Genomic DNA, 20,037 nt, shown 5'->3' with positions numbered 1-20,037 from the left:
AGCGTATCAATAACTATACCTATAAATGGTGCACCATGCTAAATCGTCTTCAAGAATCTGACATTAAGTTGCTGCGTGTTTTTTACGCAGTAGCCAGCTGTAATGGCTTTACCGCCGCTGAGCCTGTGTTGCGTATGCAACGCCCGAATATCAGTGCAGCAATCAAAAAGTTAGAGGAACGTCTGGACCTCGTGCTTTGTCATCGTGGACGAGGCGGCTTTCAAATGACCAAAGAAGGCGAAATGGTTTTCCAGGAAACCAAACGTATTTTTAACGCTTTCGATAACTTTGTGTTTAACCTTAAAAGCCTGCATGACGATTATTCTGGCCACATTACTATTGTAATGATGGCAGGTTTGCCGCTTTCGATGCAATTAGCCATCAGTAAAGCGGTAAAGAGCACGATGAAAAAGTTTGATGATATCCACGTCAACATTCAAACTCGCTTATACAATGAAGTTGAGCATGTGGCGGTTTCTGGCGAATGTCACCTTGTGGTGTCAACCTATGACATGGTTAAACCTGAATCGGTAACCTTTCACCCCACAGGAACCTCGTGCGATGGGCGGTTATATTGTGCGCCAACCCACCCATTGGCCAAGTATCGTGATATAGAATTACCCCAGGATGTAAGGATTGAAGATTACCCTGCGATAGGTATCAGTGGCCTTTCCTCAGCGAATTATATTGAAGACGAACGCCGCTTAGCGATTCAAACCTTCTCAGACTCCTATGACGCTTGTATGTCTGCAATCATGACTGGCGAATACGTCGGTTTATTACCGGATTACATGCGCAAGGAGCAGGGTGCTAGCTTGGGTCTGGTTCCGATTGCGAATGGTGAGTTATTTAAATTCTCGCATGAGTTATTCATTATGAACGGCAAAAACACCCGCTTGAATCCGGTCCTTAGACACTGCATCAAAGAACTTTCTTATTTTATCACTGAAAGCCAAAAGTAGGACTTCAATTGAGTGAGGCGGTTAGCGCAAAGCTAGGCGCCTCAAATGTCCTCGTAATTTAGTGGGTCGACGGCATTATTATCTCGAAACGCTTCCAATCTTTCCTGACAAGCACCACATTTACCGCAGGCACGTTCACGACCGTTATAGCAAGTCCAAGTGTTGCTGTAGTCTAAGCCCATCGCCAATCCATCAGTTAAGATAGCCGTTTTACTTTCATATAGATACGGTGTGGCGATTTCTACAGCCTGATAGTTGGCAATTTGACAAACTGCATTCATTTTTTGAACAAACTCAGGTCGACAATCAGGGTAAATCGCATGATCGCCAGAATGCGCACCGTAGTAGACTTTTTCAGCGCCGATCGACACCGCATAACCGACGGCAAGCGAAAGCAAAATCATATTTCGATTGGGGACCACGGTTTGCTGCATTGACGGCTCCTCATAGTGCCCTTCAGGAACGTCAATATCCGAGGTTAGTGCAGAACCAGCGAGTAGTTGATTGATACTGGTGACGTCTACGACTTTATGCTCAATACCCAGAGTGCTGCAAACACTGGCGGCAACGTCTAGTTCTTTACTGTGACGCTGACCGTAATTGAATGAAACAGCCGCAATCTGCGCGTGTGATTGCAGCGCCTTATGTAAAACCGTATAAGAATCCATTCCACCAGAGTAGACGACGACCGCGATATCTTTAGGCATAGGCGCTTAAATCTCCGTTATATCTAAATAATTTGCGCGCAGTGTATGCGATCCCTGTTAAAATCCCAAGTATAGAGTATTTACCCAGATTGATATGTTGAAAGTAAACGAAGTTTTTGAAACGATCCAGGGAGAGGGTAGTTTTACCGGCGTCCCCGCGATTTTTGTGCGCTTACAGGGCTGTCCAGTCGGGTGTCCTTGGTGTGATACCCAGCATACTTGGGTTGTAGACGACAGTGCGCAAATCCCAGTCACGGACCTTCTGGCAAAGCGCGCTGACTCACCGCAATACAGCAACTTAACGGTTAGTGATTTAATCCAGGTTTTTGCTCAGGAGCATTACACCGCAAGGCACGTTGTGATCACCGGTGGGGAACCTTGTATGTATGATCTTACCGATTTGACCCAAACCCTGCATGCCCAAGGATTTAGTACCCAAATAGAAACCAGCGGTACCTTCGAGGTGCGCTGTGATGACGCCACATGGGTTACCGTATCACCAAAAATTGATATGCCGGGAGGTTATTCAGTGTTGCCAAGCGCGATGGCGCGCGCAAATGAAGTGAAACACCCGATAGCCATGCAAAAACACATTGATGATTTAGACGCTTTACTCGCAGATAACCCTGTACGCGACGATGTAAGCATTAGCCTGCAGCCAATCTCACAACGCCCACGTGCAACAGAATTAGCAATCAGCACTTGTATCCAACGAAACTGGCGGCTATCGTTACAAACACATAAGTATTTGGGGATAGAGTGATCGTGATCAGTACTCAGGATGAACAGGCGCTTGAGCAGTTCTTTAACTCTCTCAGTCATGCAATGAGTGAAGTCTCGTTAAGCGAGTTGTTGGCGTTCTATCATGTGCCTAGCGTTTTTGTTTCTAACGACGACAAAGTCGTATGCTCCACCACTGAAGAAGTTACCCAGCGTCTAACTCGTCTATTTGAACGCTGCCAACAAGCCAACGCAATCCAACATGATGCAACCATTGTGCACGCAATGTCCCTTTCCGATCGAGTCTTGTTTGCCAAAGTCAGGTGGCAAATTAAAAACAGCCAGAATGATGTATGTTTGACTTGTGCTACCTCTTACACATTAGAGAAGGGCGGTGAATACGGATTTGATATTATTGTCTCGGTAATAGATGAGGAAGAGCGCGCGATTGAAGATATGTGTTCAACGCTGGAGGCATAGATGAATTCACGGTTTAGCCGTTGTCGAATACCTGGTGTGTTTTATATTGGGTTGATCGTGCTGGGATTGATACCGTCGTTCAATGGCTTTGCTGCCGTATGGAACATTACCTATCCGCGCGCCTTAAACGAAGGCGATTTGCGCAATAATTACCCGGTTGAGCTGTTAACGTTAGCATTAGAAAAGACGGGGGTACGCTATCAGCTGTTGTCGTCTGATCGGATTATGCTGCAGGGCAAATCCTTGCGGCAATTGCGCGAGAATCGCTCGGTTAATGTGGTTTGGAGTATGACCGATGAGCAACGAGAGAAGGACTTGTTGCCTATCCGTATCCCCATTTTTAAAGGCCTTATTGGATTGCGGGTGTTTTTAATCCATCGTGACAAACAACGCGAGTTCAATGCTGTACAATCATTGGCAGCCTTGCAGCGGTATGTACCCGTGCAGGGAGAAGATTGGCCAGACACTAAAATTCTACAATCGAATGGGTTTGATGTGGCTTCGGCTACTGAATACTTAGATAATTTTGCCATGCTAAGTCGGTTTCAAGCTGATTTTTTTCCTCGCTCAGTCGTGGAAGTGATGAGTGAAGTTGGGATGTCAGGGGTCGATACGGATATTGTATTAGAACAAAACTTGGCTATTCAATACCCAGCAGCCATGTATTACTTCGTCAACCGAGCTAATCCAACGTTGGCAAAATTGCTTGAAACTGGATTACGTCGAGCCTTAGAAGACGGCTCTTTTGATGAACTATTCATGCAACACTATGGCGGTTTGATTGAAACTTTTAATCTGAGCAACCGTCGTGTTTTTCAACTCGACAATCCCTTGTTAAGTGAGCAAACGCCATTGAATGATTCGTCTTTATGGATTGATGTCACCAACGATTAGCACCAACCTGACTAGGCAGATAATGCAGCACGAAGCGCTGCTAACTTGATAAGTCTATGTGACGGTGAAAAAAACTAGCGTAATGCCAGCCAGCAAAGCTGACTGGCATTGTTATTAGGCTTTGCCGTGTACACCCACCATTGAGCGTCCGGATGGGTCGGCCATGGCTTTAAAGCTCTCATCCCACTCCAAAGCTTCAACCGTGCTGCACGCAATCGATTTACCACCAGGCACGCATTTGGCCGCGGTTTCTTGCGGGAAGTAGCCTTCAAATATGGTGCGGTAGTAGTAACCCTCTTTGGTATCAGGGGTGTTGATGGGGAAACGGAACTCGGCCGTCGCGAGCTGCTGATCAGTCACTTGCGTGTCGACGAATTCTTTCACTGAATCAATCCATGAATAGCCAACCCCGTCACCGAACTGTTCTTTTTGACGCCACAACACCTCTGCAGGGAGTGTTGAACCGTCATCAAAGGCTTTGCGTAAAATCCACTTCTCCATGCGACCGTCAAGGCACATTTTATCTTCCGGATTTAAGCGCATCGCCACATCCATAAACGCTTTATCAAGGAAGGGCACGCGCGCCTCTACTCCCCAAGCAGACGTTGCTTTGTTAGCACGTGCACAGTCAAACATGTGCAAGCGTTCCAACTTCCTTACGGTTTCTTCATGAAACTCTTTGGCGTTTGGCGCTTTGTGGAAATACAAATAACCGCCAAAAATTTCATCTGAACCTTCACCGGAGAGTACCATTTTTATTCCCATCGCTTTGATTTTGCGGGTCATTAGGTACATCGGCGTTGCTGCGCGGATCGTCGTGGTGTCGTAGGTTTCTAATTGATAGATAACATCACGAATAGCATCTAAACCTTCCTGAATGGTGAAGTGGATCTCGTGGTGCACAGTACCAATCATATCAGCGACTTTTTGCGCTGCGACCAAGTCTGGGGCGCCTTCTAAACCCACGGCGAAAGAGTGTAGGCGTGGCCACCAAGCATCAGACGCATCATTGTCTTCAACCCGCTTAGCGACGTAGCGAGCGGCCACTGCAGATACCAGAGATGAGTCTAAGCCACCGGATAATAGAACGGCATAGGGGACATCAGACATCAAATGTGACTTTACCGCTTTCTCAAAGGCTTGCTTAAGCTCTTCTAAGTCAGTGGTATTGTCTTTAACGTTGTCATACTCCATCCAATCGCGCTGATAATACTTTTTCAACTCACCTGTTTTACTCCATAAGTAATGTCCAGGTGGAAACTCTTGTACGGTTTTACATACCGGTACCAGGGCTTTCATTTCAGAGGCAACATAAAAGTTTCCGTGCTCATCAAATCCGGTATAGAGCGGAATAATCCCCATATGGTCGCGTGCAATGAGATAAGCGTTTTCGGTTTTGTCGTACAACACAAAGGCAAACATGCCGTTAAGCTTATCAATAAAATTCACACCATGCTTAGCATACAAAGGCAGAATCACTTCACAGTCAGAGCGCGTTCGAAAGGCATAATCTGACGCTAACTCGGTAGCTAACGCTTTGTGATTGTAGATTTCACCATTAACGGCTAGAACGTGGTCTTCAGTATTATTGAGTAGCGGCTGTGCGCCAGTATCTACATCGACGATAGCCAGGCGCTCGTGACATAAAATGGCGTTGTCATCGTTCCATACGCCAGACCAATCTGGGCCACGATGGCGTAATAGTTTAGTAAGCTCCAAGGCCTTGCTGCGAAGCTCGATGGGATCTGTTTTGATATCCAGGATACCGAAAATACCACACATATAATGCGTTCTCTCTGTTTAATTCAATTGTCGGGATTTCTGTCGATGCCCAAGGTAGGGAACTTGCGGTACCTAACGGTGCTTTTTGTTTTATTTTGTTATCGCACACAACGGAATGTGCCATCGTGAGGATAAATTGCAAGTGCTTTTTTGGAATATGCACAAAAAAGCCGGTTTACTGCATAAACCGGCTTTATTCTGCTTTGCTTAGACGTGATTAACGTTGAAACTCGCTGGTTTCACTCCATTGCGGCCATTTATCTGTAGTGCTTAAAGCATAACCTACGTCAAATAACAATTGAGTATCTTCTTCGATGCCTCCAAAGTCCCAGTTTTCGCGGAACTGGTCACACACTTGGTGATAGCATCCAGTCACAATCACATTTGCGCGTTTGCGGTATTCAGCAGTTGCTTCATCTATGGGTTCATCGCCGCCTTTGGCGTACAACGCTGGAACGCCTAACTTAGCGAAACTGAAATGATCAGAGCGGTAGTAGTAACCAGCTTCTGGACGACCTTCTTGTGTTAATACACGGCCTTGGCGCTTGGCTGCGTCCGCTAAGTAAGTTTCAAGTTCAGATTTACCCATACCAATAACGGCCACATCTTTGGTTCTTCCGAGCACATTCATCGCGTCCATGTTGATATTGGCGACTGTCTTGTCGAGCGGAATTACTGGATTCTCAGCATAATATTTACTGCCAAGCAGGCCTTGTTCTTCAGCAGTAACTATCAGAAAACTAACTGAACGCGCTGGGCGCGGATTGAGGTCAGCAAAGGCTTGTGCCATCACTAAACTGGCGGCTGTACCCGTGGCATTATCATGCGCACCATTGTATATCTGATCACCATCTTTGCTTTCGTCTTTGCCTAAGTGATCCCAATGCGCAGTATAGATAATATGTTCATCGGGTTTTTCACTGCCGGGTAGGGTAGCAAGTACGTTGTAGCTCTCTGAGCGCTGAATGCTATTCTTGACCGTTACGCTGGCAGCGATCGGCAGAGCTTGGCTATATGGCCCTTGCATCGCTTTGGCTTTTTGCTCAGCAAAATCAAACCCAGCGTCTGCAAATACTTTAGTCGCAGCTTCCAAGGTCAACCAACCTTCAACTGCAACGCGACTGGCGCCTTGATCAGCAGACGGAAGACCATATTGAGGTCCAGACCAGCTATTAGCAACCACAGACCAACCGTAGGATGCGGGAGCTGTTTCATGCACGATAAGTGCGCCTGCAGCACCTTGGCGGCTGGCTTCTTCGTATTTGTAACTCCAACGCCCGTAATAGGTCATTGTAGTACCCTGAAATTTACCCGATTCAGGATTCTCGAATCCGGGATCATTAATCAAAATCACCACGGTTTTACCGCTAACATCAAGGCCTTCATAATCATTCCAACCGTATTCGGGCGCATTGACACCGTAACCAACGAAGACCAACTCAGAATTGCTCAGTGAGGTCTCATCTTGCTCACGTTTAGATGATGCCACCATGTCTTCTTTATAGGTGAAAGCATTGTCGCCGATCATCAGAGTCATATTTGGGTCAGCAGTTATTTGAATTAACTCAACCGGTTGTAAAAAACTGTCGCCGTTACCGGGTTTTAGGCCGGCCTTTTGGAACTCACTGACTAAGTAGTCCAATGTTTTCTCTTCGCCGACGGTAGCCGGTAAACGCCCTTCAAATTCATCTGAAGCAAGGATTTTGGTATGGGCTTTTAATGCTTCAGCATCAATACTGGCATACACATCTGCGAAATTAGTGCTAGCCGGATCTTCTGGCGTCGCCGCTGGCGTATCAGCCTGTTTAGAACAGGCACCTAATACCAATGACGCAGTCACGGCAAAGGGGAACAAGTAATGTTTCATAGTTCTGTCTTTTTTAGTTGTAATGGTTGATTTATAGTGCCGACTTTGCAGTATAGAGAATTGCTTCATGCAGACAACCACTAAAGCACAATTTAGCCATGATCTGCGCTGGGGAGACTTTACTGCAATGGCAACTAAAGGTCCGTATCTCGCCTGGCTGACAAACGCCTTTGACCTCGCAGAGTTAAACGTCGGCGGTAAAACGGTAGCCAGTGTATTAAATACACTAGCTAACGCGCAATCTACCGAGCTGAATGTTGAATTTGTTGACCAAGCTCGATTGGACAACGATCCGCGCTATTACGAACAAATTATTGCTGAGGAAGGGGTTATCCCAACCCGCGAAGATAGCTGGCATGATTTCTTTAATGGTTTAATCTGGCTACAGTTTCCGCAGACCAAACACGCTCTTAATCTTTGGCATATGCAAGATATTGTTGATTACGGTGTAAATCCGAGAACGCCGAGGCGCAATCGGATCACGCATTTTGATGAGTGCGGTTTAGTGTTGGTTAGCAATAGCCGGCAGGCTGAAGATATACTCGCCGCGCTACGGGAACATAACTGGGAATATGCTTTATACGAGCAACGTGAAGCGTGGGGTACGCACATCGTGCCTTTGGTGTTTGGTCATGCCAACTTAGAAATGTTACTCGCGCCTTTTCCGGGGCTAACGGCCAAATGGTGTCAGGTGACCCTGGAAACACCGCTGTTACAGGTAATTTCAGGCGCGCAAACTGCGACAGTTGATAGTGCTTTACTAGAGACGCTACAAAGTGAAGACGTGTTGTCTAAACCGCGACAATTAATGCCATTACCTTTGCTTGGTATTCCTGGTTGGGCGAGCGCACAAGATGAAGTGTTTTACCAGAATCGCGAAGTATTCAGGCCGCGCCGACAGGAGCGCGACCAGGGAAGTGGAGAACCAGTTAGAAAATAAGGATTGATAAGGTCCAAATTGACCACAGTAATGCGTTGGGAATACATGCAGTAATCAATGCTTTTTTGCTACTGAAGCTGGTCCATTGACTGATGCCCACGGTCATTAAATAGATGGTCCAAAAGCTCTCTAAGCGCACGGTTTGAGCAAGTCCGAACCAATCAGAATCCATTTCTAAGCCGAGTAAAAAAGCTAAGGATGTTGGACTTAAACTTACTGGCGATAGTTGGTGGTCGCTGGCCAGCGCAATTACCACAATAGCGATAAAGGCTGAAAATATTACCGGCATGCTGATCCACCAAGTAAATCCATACCAATCAGTAAAGCCATTGGTATTTGTTTCGTCATTGCGCGTCATTAGGTTTAAGTATGTCGCTATGATTGCATTCATTAAAACGTAACCAATGAATCCACCAACGGTACCAACCAACATCATGCCATTTATCGACATATTAGCGCGCATCATTTGCTGTTCATTGGGGCTTGAGTCGCCATAATTGGTCGCAATAATTAGGTCGCGATACCAGTCAAAATCAACAAAGTTGAAATACAAATAGGTCGGTAATATGGCCATGATTATGACCAATAAAAAAGGAATCCAAGACCAGTTATGTTTAACATTTAGAGTGGCAAATACGCCATTGGGTTTAAAAAATATTTCGCTACATGCCTGGAGCGGATTAGCAACAGCTTGCATCATGACTTCCTTGAAGATAGATAGGTTTATTTGTTTACGTTATTACAACGTGGCTATAAGATTCAAATAACTTTTGCAAAAAATGTAATAAAAACGAAAAGCTTAAGACTATAAGCTCGAACGATGCAAGTCATCCACTAAAAAAGGACGATGGAATGATAGAAGTTAGGCAACTAGCAAAGAAATTTGCAGTTGAAAACCCCAAGAAACTTAGTGAGCAAGAAAAACAAGACCCGCGTTTACAGGGGCGTTTTTTTCACAGTGTAAAAGATGTCAGTTTTCACTGCGATAGCGGGCAAGTATTAGGCTTGCTAGGTCCCAATGGAGCAGGTAAAACCACAACTTTGCGTATGCTTTCAACGGCCCTTCAGCCGGATGCAGGTAGTATTATTATTAATGGTATTGATGTTATTAATAAGCCGCTTGTAGCGCGTCAGAAAATCGGTTTTCTATCCGGCTCTACAGGTCTTTATGGGCGGTTAACTGGACGTGAAAATATCGCCTACTTTGGCCGGCTACACGGCATGAATGATACGCAGATTGAGCAGCGAATAGAAGAGCTTGCCGATTTGCTCGAATTACACGAGTACCTCGATCGGCGCAGTGAAAACTTTTCTACGGGTATGAAACAAAAGACCAATATTGCCCGCGCAGTTATTCATGAGCCAGAGGTAGTCATCCTGGATGAACCCACTACAGGTCTTGATATTATGGCCGCACAGACAGTGCTGAATTTCATTCGTCGCCTTAAATCACAGGGGGTACCGGTTATTTTTTCCACTCACCACTTAGAAGAAGTAGCCGAGTTGTGTGACCGCGTGACCGTAATTGATCGTGGTGAAACTCGTTTTGATGATTCGCTTGACGCCTTCAGACAGGTTGCTGGTGATTCATTGAGTGCGGCTTTTCTTGCCACAATTAACAGGGAGGCATAACTATGTGGTTAGTCATGTTCAAAGAAATCAAAGAGTTATTACGGGATCGGAAAACGTTGTTTTTTATGATTGCGTTACCGTTATTGCTGTTTCCGGTGATTATTGGCGCTGTCGGTTACTTTTCTTCTCAAGCATTACAGAAAGCTGAGAGCAAGGTACTGAAGTTTGCAGTTGTCAATGAGTCTTATGCGCCAGAGTTAGTTGCTGCGTTGGAAGCAGATACATTGCTAGAACGCATTGAATTACCTGCTGACGCAGTTATCACCGAATGGGTCAAAGCGGAAAAAGGCGATTTCGTTATCGAGATCCCGGAGAACTACAGCAACGACTTATTGCAGAGCGGACAGATCACCCTCAAAGTCTATTTTAATGACGCAGGGCTAAATCGTATTGAACGGCGAATACGCGATACGGTTGATGTGATTGCCGAAAACAATCAAAAAGCCGTGTTCACTCAGCTTGGGTTGACCGACGCGCAACAGCAAGGTGTGCTAGAGCCAATTGTTTTAGAAAAGGTCGACGTCGCTGACCAACGTGAGAACTGGGGTGAAAAACTGGGCGGCTTGGTACCCTACTTAGTATTTATCTTGTGTTTACAAGGCGCTATGTTGCCGGCAACAGATATTGGGGCTGGAGAGAAAGAGCGGGGCACTTTGGAAACTCTGTTGATTTCGCCGATTGAACGACACCAATTGGTACTGGGGAAATTTTTCGCGATTGCCTTATCTGGTGTCGTATCTGCGCTCATTACAGTGCTTAGTATGGGCGTGTGGGGAACCGTACTGAGTCAGGGAATGGCCATTGAAGCAGTGATGCAATTCATGGCTGCAATTAGCGCGCTAGACTTTGTCTTGATGTTTTTAATGCTGGTGCCAGTAGTAGCAATTTTTGCCTCAGCGTTACTTAGTCTCTCAATTTACGCCCGCAGTTTTAAAGAAGCTCAAGGCTACATGACTCCAATCGTATTTGCCGTCATTATCCCGGTTATCCTAGCAATGTTACCAGGAGTTGAGTTAAAAGGTGGTTGGGCGTGGGTGCCACTGACTAATGTAGCCCTTGCGATTAAAGAGTTGATTAAAGGGACGATGGACTACTATGCGTTGTTACCAATCTTTGGATCTACTGCGCTGATCGCTGGTGGCTTGATTTACTTCTGTATTTTCTGGTTTAACCGCGAGAAAGTTTTGTTTAGGTGATTGATTAAAAGAGTTCGCAAAGATGAATTAAAACCGACGTGTAGGTAACTGCATGTCGGTTTTTTTTATGAGTAAAGGTGTTTCAAGGCGGCCCCCGCAGAAGATAAAAACTAACATCATTTTTTGTGGCGAGGATAATGCGCAAAAGTCAGGCATTAAGAGCCTTGGAGCGAAATCAACCAGTTACAAATAAACCCAATTCAACAGGCTCAGTACAATTGTTGAATAGACGATTGAGATAGGTAACCCGATTGCACTGAAGTGCTTAAACCGGTAGGTCGTGGCGTTATATACCAATAAATTAGTCTGATACCCATAGGGTGAGATAAAGCTGGCGCTAGCAGCGAAGGCAATCGCTAACGCAAAGGGCATTAATGGGGCTTGGATTGCTTCTACTAGACCATAAGCGAACGGAAACATTAAGGCAGCCGCTGCATTATTGGTGACAAACTCAGTTAGCAAAACGGTTACAATATAAACGGCGATAAGTGCAGTTAACCAACTGGTGGTTGTTAAAACGGGTTTAAGGGTATCGGTAAAAAGGGCAATGACACCCACATTTTCCAGCGCCGTAGCCATACTAAGCGCGCCGACGATGACAATGATTAGGTTTAAAGGAAGATTGCGTTTGACTTCATTATTTGAGGTCACTTTTGCACCTACCAGTAAGGCGATAAAAAATACCAGTCCTATAGGCAAGGGCACCACTTCAAATGCGGCTAATGCAACCGTCAGCAGAAATCCAATAATAGTAATTAATTCATTAATGGAAGACAGTGGCCGAGCAATTTTTTGGTCATTGAGAATAAAAAAGTTTTTTGCCAAATTATGCCGCTTATCAAAATCCGGCCCTGTGGCTAAGAGTAAAAAATCTCCAGCCTGTAACGGGATTTCTCCGAGTTTACCAGATAACCGTTCACCATCCCGGCGAATTGCGACTACTGCAGCATCAAAAAGTGCCCTGAAGCCAACTTTTTTAAGTGTTTGGCCAATGATTTGAGCGCGATTCGATACGATAACTTCAGTCAGGTTGTCACGCAGCAATCCGTCGGTTTCGGCAAACAGTGTCAACCCTTTAATATGTGAGAGTGAGTCAACGCGACTTATATTGCCCGAAAAGATAAGTTTATCGCCGGCTTGGATAATCAAATCAGGTTTTACTGGAGAAATTAAATTACCATCACGTATGACCTCGACGAGGAACAATTCAGGTAAGTTTCGCAGGTGATTTTCTTCAACACTCTTGCATACCAACTCAGAGTCTTCTTGTACCTTGGCCTCAATAAAATACTGTTGAAAATTACCTTTGGGATTGGCTAGAGCCGGCAGCAAAGGAGACAATAAAAACATTAATAAACCGCAGCTTAATCCAGCCACCAAACCAAACAGGGTGAAATCCCAGAATTTAAAACCGTCGTGGCCATGTTCAAGTAGAAAGCTATCTACAATCAGATTAGTTGAGGTACCTATAAGCGTTACGGTACCACCCAGAATTGCGGCGTAGGATAAGGGAATGAGTAAACGGCTCGGCGGATGATACTGGTTTTGTTTCACCGGTCCAATTAAGCTGGCAACAATCGCGGTGTTGTTGAGCAATGCAGAACTGAAAAAAGTCACGCCAAATAAGCGCCAGTAACTGGCGCCAAACTTCGGCGTTATCAGTGTGCGTCCGAGGCGCTTGAGTAGAGCTGTTTTATCAACAGCACTACTGACCATCAATAAAAGGACTAAAGTGACTAAGCCTTGGTTCGTAACGTTGGTTAGAACTTCAGTAAATGTCAGTGATTGACTAACCAGCAACAATAACACTGCCCCGGCAAATATGGTCGAGGGTCGTTGCTGTGAAAAAACAAGCGCACCAATCGTACTGGCGAATACGGCCAGTACGATCCATTGGCTGAAATCCATGAATATCTCTGCGTTAGCCCTGACTTATGTCAATTGCATTCCAATGTGGGAAATGTTTACGCACTAACGCATTGAATTCAAGTTCAAATTCAGAGTAATTGTGCTCGCTTGTGGTGTTGGCTTGGCTTTCTTCAATGATCATTCCTGCGCCAACAGTCCCATTAGTCAAACGGTCGATGACAATAAACGCACCGGTTTGACGATTGCGGGTATAAGGGTCACAGGCCACAGGTTGCGTGAGTTTAATATCAACAACTGCAATTTCATTGAGATTTAAATGCACCGCTTCACTATGCTCCATCGTGTTTACATCAATCTGATAATCAATGGCTGAAACACTGCCGGTGACCATCTTAGTTGCAAACTTAAAGCTATATTGCTTATTCGGCATTAGCGGCTCATCTGACATCCAGACCAGATGGGTTTTTAGCCGATTGGCGTGCAGCGGCAGGTTGTCTGATTTCACAATCATATCACCCCGCGAAATATCAATTTCATCGGTCAGCGTAAGGGTTACGGCCTGCGGCGTATACGCGTGTTCCAGCTGCCCTTCAAAGGTTTCAATTGAAGCTATAGTAGAGGATTTACCTGAGGGTAATGTTGTAACTGCATCACCGGGCTTTATTTCACCGGATACGATAGTGCCAGCAAATCCACGGAAATTGAGATTTGGGCGATTAACATACTGCACTGGAAAGCGGAAATCTTCGAGATTGGCGTCTTCACCTATCTCAATGGTCTCCAACGTATTCATGAGCGTCTCGCCCGCATACCAAGGTGTGTTGTCACTCTTATTGACGACATTGTCGCCTTCAAGCGCCGATATTGGTACAAATTGAATATCGGGAATATCTAACGCTTTGGCAAACTCTAGGTAGTCTTGCTTGATTGAATTGAACACTGACTCGCTGTAGTCCATCAGGTCCATTTTATTTATTGCGACAACTACGTGTTTAATTCCGAGTAGAGAGACTAAAAATGAATGGCGGCGAGTTTGCGTTTTCACTCCACCACGGGCATCGACCAAGATAATCGCCAAATCACAGGTAGATGCACCGGTTACCATGTTGCGGGTGTACTGTTCGTGCCCCGGGGTATCGGCAATAATAAATTTACGCTTGTCGGTAGAGAAGTAACGATACGCTACGTCGATGGTGATCCCTTGTTCGCGCTCAGACTGCAAGCCGTCAACCAATAAGGCGAGATCGACTTTCTCGCCGGTGGTACCGACTTTTTTACTGTCTTGCGTAATCGCAGCCAGTTGATCTTCATAGATCATCTTAGAATCATGCAGTAATCGACCAATCAGCGTACTTTTGCCATCATCAACGCTACCGCAGGTTAATAGGCGGAGTAGGTTCTTGCGTTCATGTTGTTGCAGATATTCAAGAATATCAGACTTTAATAATTCACTTTCGCTATTCATGATTAACAGCTCACTAAAAAATAGGGGTTGAGTAACGATTCTTTTTGATTGTATTTAAGCTCAGGACGATTATCTGCAAGGACATCTTCAGCAGGCGTTTCCGTACTTAGTACGGTAACTGAGCCTCCCGCCGCTAAAACGAATGCGTGTGCGGCCGCAGTGTCCCATTCAGATGTAGGACCAATGCGCGGATACAGATGCGCCTCATTGCAAGCGACAAGGCAAAGTTTCAACGAACTGCCCATAGCAACTAACTCGGTTTCGCCGGGTAGAGCACTCAACAACGCTTGAATTTCTGGACTTTGATGCGAGCGACTACCAACTACTTTCCAGGCGTCACCCGATTTATGCGGCAGGGCTTTTACCGGTTCGCGTGAGCCATTTCGTTCACGCCAAGCGCCTTCACCGTGACTCCCCAAAAATGCTTGCTCTAAGGCGGGAGCATAAACAACACCCATTACTGGCACGCCATTGTCAATCAGCGCGATGTTGACGGTAAATTCACCATTTTTCTTGATAAATTCTTTGGTCCCATCTAACGGATCAACGAGCCAATAACGTGTCCAGTTTTGCCGTTCCGTCCATGCAATGTCTGCGGACTCTTCAGAAAGGATGGGTAAATCAGAAAGCTTGGCTAAACCTGCACAAATCGTATTGTGCGCAGCCAGATCGGCTTCGGTAAGTGGGCTTTCATCACTTTTTTCCATCACCGCAAAGTCGCGCGCATAGATTTGCATAATCTTGTCACCGGCTTGTTTAGCGATGGCTAGTACCTGTTCCATCAGTTCGCTTTGCGTCATTACAACAATCCTTTTTCAACTAACGCGGCATAGAGGCGTTCAACCGTTTGCTCGGCAGATTCATCTAAATAATTGAGGTGGATCTCTGGGTTATGCGGTGCTTCATAATCAGCATCGATACCGGTAAAGTCTTTAATGTCGCCACTACGCGCTTTTTTATATAACCCTTTGGGGTCGCGCTGTTCACATACTGCGAGTGGTGTATCCACAAATACTTCGATAAATTCGTTTTGAGCCAACAACTTGCGACAAAAATCGCGATCTGCGCGGAAAGGGGAAATAAACGCAGTGATTACAATTAATCCGGCATCTACAAACAGCTTACTGACTTCACTGATACGGCGAATATTTTCCACGCGATCTTGCGCACTAAAGCCTAAGTCTCCACACAAGCCATGGCGGATGTTATCGCCATCAAGTAAATAGGTATGTTTGTTTTGAGCCGTTAACTTTTGTTCCAACAAGTTTGCTAATGTTGACTTGCCAGAGCCACTAAGCCCGGTAAACCAAAGTACTCTTGGCTTTTGGGCAAGGGCTTCAGCGCGTCGCTGTTTATTCATTTCGTGTTGGTGCCAAACAATGTTAGTAGCCATTAGAAGTAGCCCTCCATTTTCTTCTTCTCCATTGAACCCGAGGAATCGTGATCAATAATCCGGCCTTGGCGCTCAGATGTTTTAGTTAACAGCATTTCTTGAATCACTTCCGGCAACGTGCTCGCTTCAGATTCAACTGCGCCGGTCAAAGGATAGCAACCGAGGGTACGAAAGCGTACCGACTTCATTTCCGGCGTTTCACCCTCGCGCAGTGGCATACGATCATCGTCTACCATAATCAAGACGCCATCGCGCTCAACTACGGGGCGAGGTTTAGATAAATACAAAGAGGGGATCTCAATGTTCTCAAGGTATATATATTGCCAAATATCCAACTCGGTCCAGTTGGACATTGGGAAAACACGGATACTTTCACCTTTATTGATTTGGCTATTGTAGATATTCCATAATTCAGGACGCTGATTTTTCGGATCCCAGCGGTGATTTTCATCACGGAAAGAATATACCCGTTCTTTGGCGCGAGATTTTTCCTCATCGCGGCGGGCGCCACCAAATGCAGCATCAAATTTATATTTATCCAGCGCTTGCTTAAGGGCGACGGTCTTCATGATATCCGTATGCTTCGCACTGCCGTGATCAAATGGGTTGATGTTTTGCGCTATTCCATCGGGGTTAGTGTGAACCAACAAGTTGAGGTCGTATTTCTTGGCCATGTGATCGCGAAACTCGATCATTTCACGAAATTTCCACGTGGTATCAACATGCAACAAAGGGAACGGAATTTTACCTGGGGCAAAGGCCTTTCTGGCGAGATGCAGCAGAACAGAAGAGTCTTTTCCAACTGAATAGAGCATAACAGGGTTATCAAATTCAGCCGCAACCTCACGGAAAATATGTATGCTTTCAGCTTCTAGTTCTTTTAAGTGGGTTAAGCTCGGGATTGTAGCGGTCATACTCTGACGGATCTCCATTTGCTATATAGCCAGTAGTTCTATGTATAGAACTTTACCATATTCGGCACACAGGTTGTGCCGAAATGATGAGCTTGCTAATAACTTTTTTCTCTACCTATTTCTTTATTGATAACTCAAATTCGGTAAAAAACTGCTGTACCTGCGGATCCTGGCACGGCTTAAGTTTATTGATCAGTAGAATAGTTAACGTACTAACAATAAAGCCCGGTACAATTTCATAGATGACACTACTTAATGGTTGACCATTCAAGCTCAGCGGGGCGTAAATCCAAATAAGTACTGTAGCGGCCCCACTGATCATGCCGCCAATGGCTGCAGCGCGAGACATTGACTTACTGAACAGGGAGAGTAAAACCAGAGGGCCGAAAGCAGCACCAAAGCCTGCCCATGCGTTGCTCACCAAGGAGAGAATTGAAGAGCTACGGTCGAACGCTAGCACGATCGCAACCAAGGCGACTGCGACAACGGCTAACCGACCAGCGAAAACAAGATGTGCTTGTGAGGCATTTTTATTGGCCAAAGACGCATAGAGGTCATTCGCAAGAGAGCTAGAGGTGACTAATAATTGTGATGAAATCGTGCTCATGATCGCTGCTAAAATGGCGGCAAGTAAGAAACCTCCTAGCAAAGGATGAAAGAGCAGCTGCCCCAGCAGAATAAATACCGTTTCAGGATCGGCTAATGGGATTTGTTGTGCTTGTAGCCATACGGCGCCAAGTAAACCAGTTGAAAGCGCCCCAACCAGAGAGACAATCATCCAGCTCATGCCTATGTTGCGTGCTGCCGGGATATCTTGAACCGAACGAATGGCCATAAAACGCACGATAATATGCGGCTGACCAAAATAACCTAAGCCCCATGACATCAAAGAAATGACCCCGAGGAACGATAGCGTTGTTCCAGATGCCATATCGGTCCATAAGGTTAAAGCGTGCGGAGAAAATGCGGCAATCGCATCTAATGTCGGTCCAATGCCGCCGAGTTCAAACATGACGACAGTGGGAACCATGACCAAAGCCACGAACATTATGCACCCTTGCACAAAGTCAGTAACACTCACTGCCATAAAGCCACCGAAGAGGGTGTACAAGACGACAACACCGGCAGTAATGAAAATGCCCATTTGGTAATCAAAACCAAAAGAAGACTCGAATAACTTCCCTCCAGCGACTAAACCCGAAGAGGTATAGAGGGTGAAAAAGATAACGATAACGACTGCGGCGACTACGCGTAAGATTCTAGATTGGTCGTTAAAGCGATTTTCAAAAAAATCAGGCAACGTAATAGAGTTCCGCGCGACTTCAGTAAACACACGTAAACGGGGCGCAACCAGCAGATAATTAAACAATGCACCAATACTTAAACCGATGGCGATCCAACTCGCGGATAGCCCAGATACAAACATTGCGCCTGGCAAGCCCATCAGCATCCAGCCACTCATATCGGATGCACCGGCAGACAATGCAGTAACCGATGGGCTTAATTGGCGGCCCCCGAGCATGTAGCCTTCAACACTGACTTCATTTTTGCGATAGGCCCAAAGACCAATCCCAAGCATAACGAGAAAATACACAGCCAAAGATATTAAGGTACCGGTTTCCATAGTTTTTTAATTATTGTTATTAATGGAATACCAGCATAGCAGGAATTTGTATGTGAGAGTACAACGCGGAGAAAAAGCAGTTATTTGCATGTATCGAACAAGCATTCGAGAGCGAGTGTTCGCTCTCGATAAACCCTATCACTGGTTGTGAGGGAATTTAGTGCAGGCTTGCTGAAATGCACAGTAGGTGCGCCCATCGCGCAGCAACCTATGCGGAAAACAATAGCTTTTGTTCCACTTCTTGTTTAATCGGAGTTAAATCTTGTCCTTTATCACCGACAACCAATACGTTTGCGCGCTCCGGTTTGAGGGTTTCGCCCGCATACTGCGTATCTGAAAAAGTGGATAACACATCCATTTTACGATCATCAGGGAGAACAAACACTGACACTAATCCACTGGCGGTTTCTAAAATAAGATGCAGCGACTTTACCGAATCCAAGCGACAATAATTGGCCGACTTGATCACCCCAATTTCACTTGCTAATGAAGCTCCATAACCGGCTAACCGGTCATTCACGATATCCAGAGATACTGCGCTGGCGCGTGGTGCCTCTTGCATATCGGTGTAATACATATGAGCAAGAGCTTCACTACTGATATTCACCGTCGCATGTTGTTGCCACAAGGTAAAACTCAAACCAACCACGAATGCCACCGAAGCCGCTATGCTCAGATAAATTCGCGAGCGTTTTTTATGGCGGGCAAAATCAGTAATCGTGCCTTGCCAAATTAATTTGTGCGCCAAATCATCAGGCACTGGAATTTTACTGGCGCTCGCAAGTTGTTTATCGAGAGCCTTTAATTCATTTAACAATGCCTTTTTGGCAGGATCTGCATTTGCTGCCGCTATGATCTCGGGATCTTTAGTATTCGGGTCAGCATATACTGCTCTTCTGAATGCTAAATCATCCATGGGCGTGACCTCTTGTTTCATGACTATCTGCTAATGCCTCTTTTAACTGGTTTCGGGCTCTAAATAATCGCGTCATCACGGTATTTTTATTTAGGCCTAACTGTTCGGCAATTTCTTCCCCACTGTATCCAAATAATATTTGTAACATCAGTGGTTCGCGGTACTCTTCACTTAAATTTGCCATCAATTTCCGTAATTCGGCGTGTTCTAGTTCCGTTTCATTACCAATACTTTCGTCTTCAACAGCAACATCATCGATGTCGACCAAGTCAAATTGCTTGCGTTCAAAACGCCGCGCGTTTTCACGGCGTAGAATAGTGATTAACCATGACTTTGCCGCTTTGGGGTCCTGTAACGAGTCAAGTGATTTCCACGCGCGCAAATACGTCTCTTGCACGACGTCTTCGGCAATCGCTTTATCTCTGATGAGCCAGTAGGCATAGCGATACACGTCGGCGTGGGTCGCGTTGACTAGAGCTTCATAACGCTGCTGTTTATTTATCATGTCTATAGAGACCGCAGACGCTTTCTTTTTATTTCGCGAGAACATGAAAAAATTCCCAAATAGTATGATCGCTTAATCTTTTAACGCTTTTAGCAACGGTTAATGGTGTTGCCAGCGAAGAACTAACGTAACTATACAAAAAAACTCGGTAGATCCGAGTTTTTTTCGTCG

The 20,037-nt window shown here is 45.5% G+C and carries 19 protein-coding genes; 7 read left to right on the top strand and 12 right to left on the bottom strand.

Annotated elements, in window-relative coordinates; genetic code table 11:
• Positions 1 to 35: 35 nt before the first annotated feature.
• A complete protein-coding gene (locus tag CSH92_RS00690; protein ID WP_100655689.1) occupies positions 36 to 962 on the top strand; it encodes a LysR family transcriptional regulator in 927 nt (308 codons plus the stop codon).
• A 41-nt stretch (positions 963 to 1,003) separates the two neighbouring features.
• Here CSH92_RS00690 and queC read toward each other — a convergent pair whose 3' ends face one another.
• Positions 1,004 to 1,669: a 7-cyano-7-deazaguanine synthase QueC gene (gene queC, locus CSH92_RS00685; RefSeq protein WP_100655688.1), complete on the bottom strand. Its 666-nt coding sequence runs from the start codon at positions 1,667 to 1,669 to the stop codon at positions 1,004 to 1,006.
• Positions 1,670 to 1,763: 94 nt separating this feature from the next.
• On the opposite strand from queC, the gene queE reads away from it, so the two are divergent.
• The 3 genes from queE to CSH92_RS00670 are packed head-to-tail and all read left to right on the top strand — an operon-like array spanning position 1,764 to position 3,763.
• Positions 1,764 to 2,432: a 7-carboxy-7-deazaguanine synthase QueE gene (queE, locus tag CSH92_RS00680; protein ID WP_420807482.1), complete on the top strand. Its 669-nt coding sequence runs from the start codon at positions 1,764 to 1,766 to the stop codon at positions 2,430 to 2,432.
• 2 nt (positions 2,433 to 2,434) lie between these two features.
• A complete protein-coding gene (locus CSH92_RS00675; RefSeq protein WP_124916892.1) occupies positions 2,435 to 2,869 on the top strand; it encodes a hypothetical protein in 435 nt (144 codons plus the stop codon).
• The gene (locus tag CSH92_RS00670; protein ID WP_240612696.1) at positions 2,870 to 3,763 is read left to right on the top strand and encodes an amino acid ABC transporter substrate-binding protein; all 894 of its coding nucleotides are present in this window, start codon (positions 2,870 to 2,872) and stop codon (positions 3,761 to 3,763) included. It begins immediately after the preceding gene.
• A 114-nt stretch (positions 3,764 to 3,877) separates the two neighbouring features.
• On the opposite strand, the gene asnB is transcribed toward CSH92_RS00670, so the two are convergent.
• Positions 3,878 to 5,545: an asparagine synthase B gene (asnB, locus tag CSH92_RS00665; protein ID WP_100655685.1), complete on the bottom strand. Its 1,668-nt coding sequence runs from the start codon at positions 5,543 to 5,545 to the stop codon at positions 3,878 to 3,880.
• A 217-nt stretch (positions 5,546 to 5,762) separates the two neighbouring features.
• Positions 5,763 to 7,412: a M28 family metallopeptidase gene (locus CSH92_RS00660; protein WP_100656270.1), complete on the bottom strand. Its 1,650-nt coding sequence runs from the start codon at positions 7,410 to 7,412 to the stop codon at positions 5,763 to 5,765.
• 67 nt (positions 7,413 to 7,479) lie between these two features.
• Between CSH92_RS00660 and CSH92_RS00655 the strand changes: the two genes are divergently transcribed.
• The gene (locus CSH92_RS00655; protein ID WP_240612695.1) at positions 7,480 to 8,352 is read left to right on the top strand and encodes a DUF3025 domain-containing protein; all 873 of its coding nucleotides are present in this window, start codon (positions 7,480 to 7,482) and stop codon (positions 8,350 to 8,352) included.
• Here the strand turns inward: CSH92_RS00655 and CSH92_RS00650 are convergent.
• Entirely contained in the window at positions 8,342 to 9,052 is a 711-nt protein-coding gene (locus tag CSH92_RS00650; RefSeq protein ID WP_240612694.1) for a Yip1 family protein, read from the bottom strand. The two genes, CSH92_RS00655 and CSH92_RS00650, sit on opposite strands and share 11 nt — an antisense overlap.
• 152 nt (positions 9,053 to 9,204) lie before the next feature.
• Here CSH92_RS00650 and CSH92_RS00645 point away from each other — a divergent pair, with 152 nt between their 5' ends.
• Both CSH92_RS00645 and CSH92_RS00640 read left to right on the top strand, forming a co-directional pair.
• Positions 9,205 to 9,984 carry an ABC transporter ATP-binding protein gene (locus CSH92_RS00645; protein ID WP_100655683.1) on the top strand — a complete coding sequence of 260 codons (780 nt, stop codon included), beginning with the start codon at positions 9,205 to 9,207 and terminating at the stop codon, positions 9,982 to 9,984.
• A gap of 2 nt (positions 9,985 to 9,986) precedes the next feature.
• Complete coding sequence (locus CSH92_RS00640; protein ID WP_100655682.1) at positions 9,987 to 11,180, top strand: ABC transporter permease; 1,194 nt, start codon at positions 9,987 to 9,989, stop codon at positions 11,178 to 11,180.
• Positions 11,181 to 11,363: 183 nt separating this feature from the next.
• On the opposite strand, the gene CSH92_RS00635 is transcribed toward CSH92_RS00640, so the two are convergent.
• The 8 genes from CSH92_RS00635 to CSH92_RS00600 form a co-directional block, all read right to left on the bottom strand.
• Positions 11,364 to 13,088 carry an SLC13 family permease gene (locus CSH92_RS00635; RefSeq protein WP_100655681.1) on the bottom strand — a complete coding sequence of 575 codons (1,725 nt, stop codon included), beginning with the start codon at positions 13,086 to 13,088 and terminating at the stop codon, positions 11,364 to 11,366.
• Between the two features lie 13 nt (positions 13,089 to 13,101).
• Positions 13,102 to 14,514: a sulfate adenylyltransferase subunit CysN gene (gene cysN / locus CSH92_RS00630; protein WP_100655680.1), complete on the bottom strand. Its 1,413-nt coding sequence runs from the start codon at positions 14,512 to 14,514 to the stop codon at positions 13,102 to 13,104.
• 2 nt (positions 14,515 to 14,516) lie between these two features.
• Positions 14,517 to 15,314 (bottom strand): 3'(2'),5'-bisphosphate nucleotidase CysQ, encoded by a 798-nt coding sequence (cysQ, locus tag CSH92_RS00625; protein ID WP_100655679.1) that lies wholly within the window; start codon positions 15,312 to 15,314, stop codon positions 14,517 to 14,519.
• Positions 15,314 to 15,907 (bottom strand): adenylyl-sulfate kinase, encoded by a 594-nt coding sequence (gene cysC, locus CSH92_RS00620; protein ID WP_100655678.1) that lies wholly within the window; start codon positions 15,905 to 15,907, stop codon positions 15,314 to 15,316. The genes cysQ and cysC overlap by 1 nt, the downstream gene beginning before the upstream one ends.
• Positions 15,907 to 16,821 carry a sulfate adenylyltransferase subunit CysD gene (gene cysD / locus CSH92_RS00615; protein ID WP_100655677.1) on the bottom strand — a complete coding sequence of 305 codons (915 nt, stop codon included), beginning with the start codon at positions 16,819 to 16,821 and terminating at the stop codon, positions 15,907 to 15,909. Before cysD ends, cysC begins: the two co-directional genes overlap by 1 nt.
• Positions 16,822 to 16,936: 115 nt before the next feature.
• Complete coding sequence (gene putP, locus CSH92_RS00610) at positions 16,937 to 18,445, bottom strand: sodium/proline symporter PutP (RefSeq protein WP_100655676.1); 1,509 nt, start codon at positions 18,443 to 18,445, stop codon at positions 16,937 to 16,939.
• Positions 18,446 to 18,653: 208 nt separating this feature from the next.
• Complete coding sequence (locus tag CSH92_RS00605; protein ID WP_100655675.1) at positions 18,654 to 19,382, bottom strand: DUF3379 family protein; 729 nt, start codon at positions 19,380 to 19,382, stop codon at positions 18,654 to 18,656.
• Positions 19,354 to 19,911, bottom strand: a complete 558-nt coding sequence (locus CSH92_RS00600; protein ID WP_100655674.1) for a sigma-70 family RNA polymerase sigma factor — start codon at positions 19,909 to 19,911, stop codon at positions 19,354 to 19,356. Before CSH92_RS00600 ends, CSH92_RS00605 begins: the two co-directional genes overlap by 29 nt.
• Between the last annotated feature and the right edge of the window lie 126 nt (positions 19,912 to 20,037).

The sequence above is a fragment of the Neoalteromonas flava genome, from assembly GCF_002807685.1.
In the GTDB taxonomy this organism is placed as follows: domain Bacteria; phylum Pseudomonadota; class Gammaproteobacteria; order Enterobacterales; family Alteromonadaceae; genus Alteromonas_E; species Alteromonas_E flava.
The sequence above is the reverse complement of the archived record's forward strand: the minus strand, read 5'-3'. Positions and strand labels throughout refer to the sequence as shown.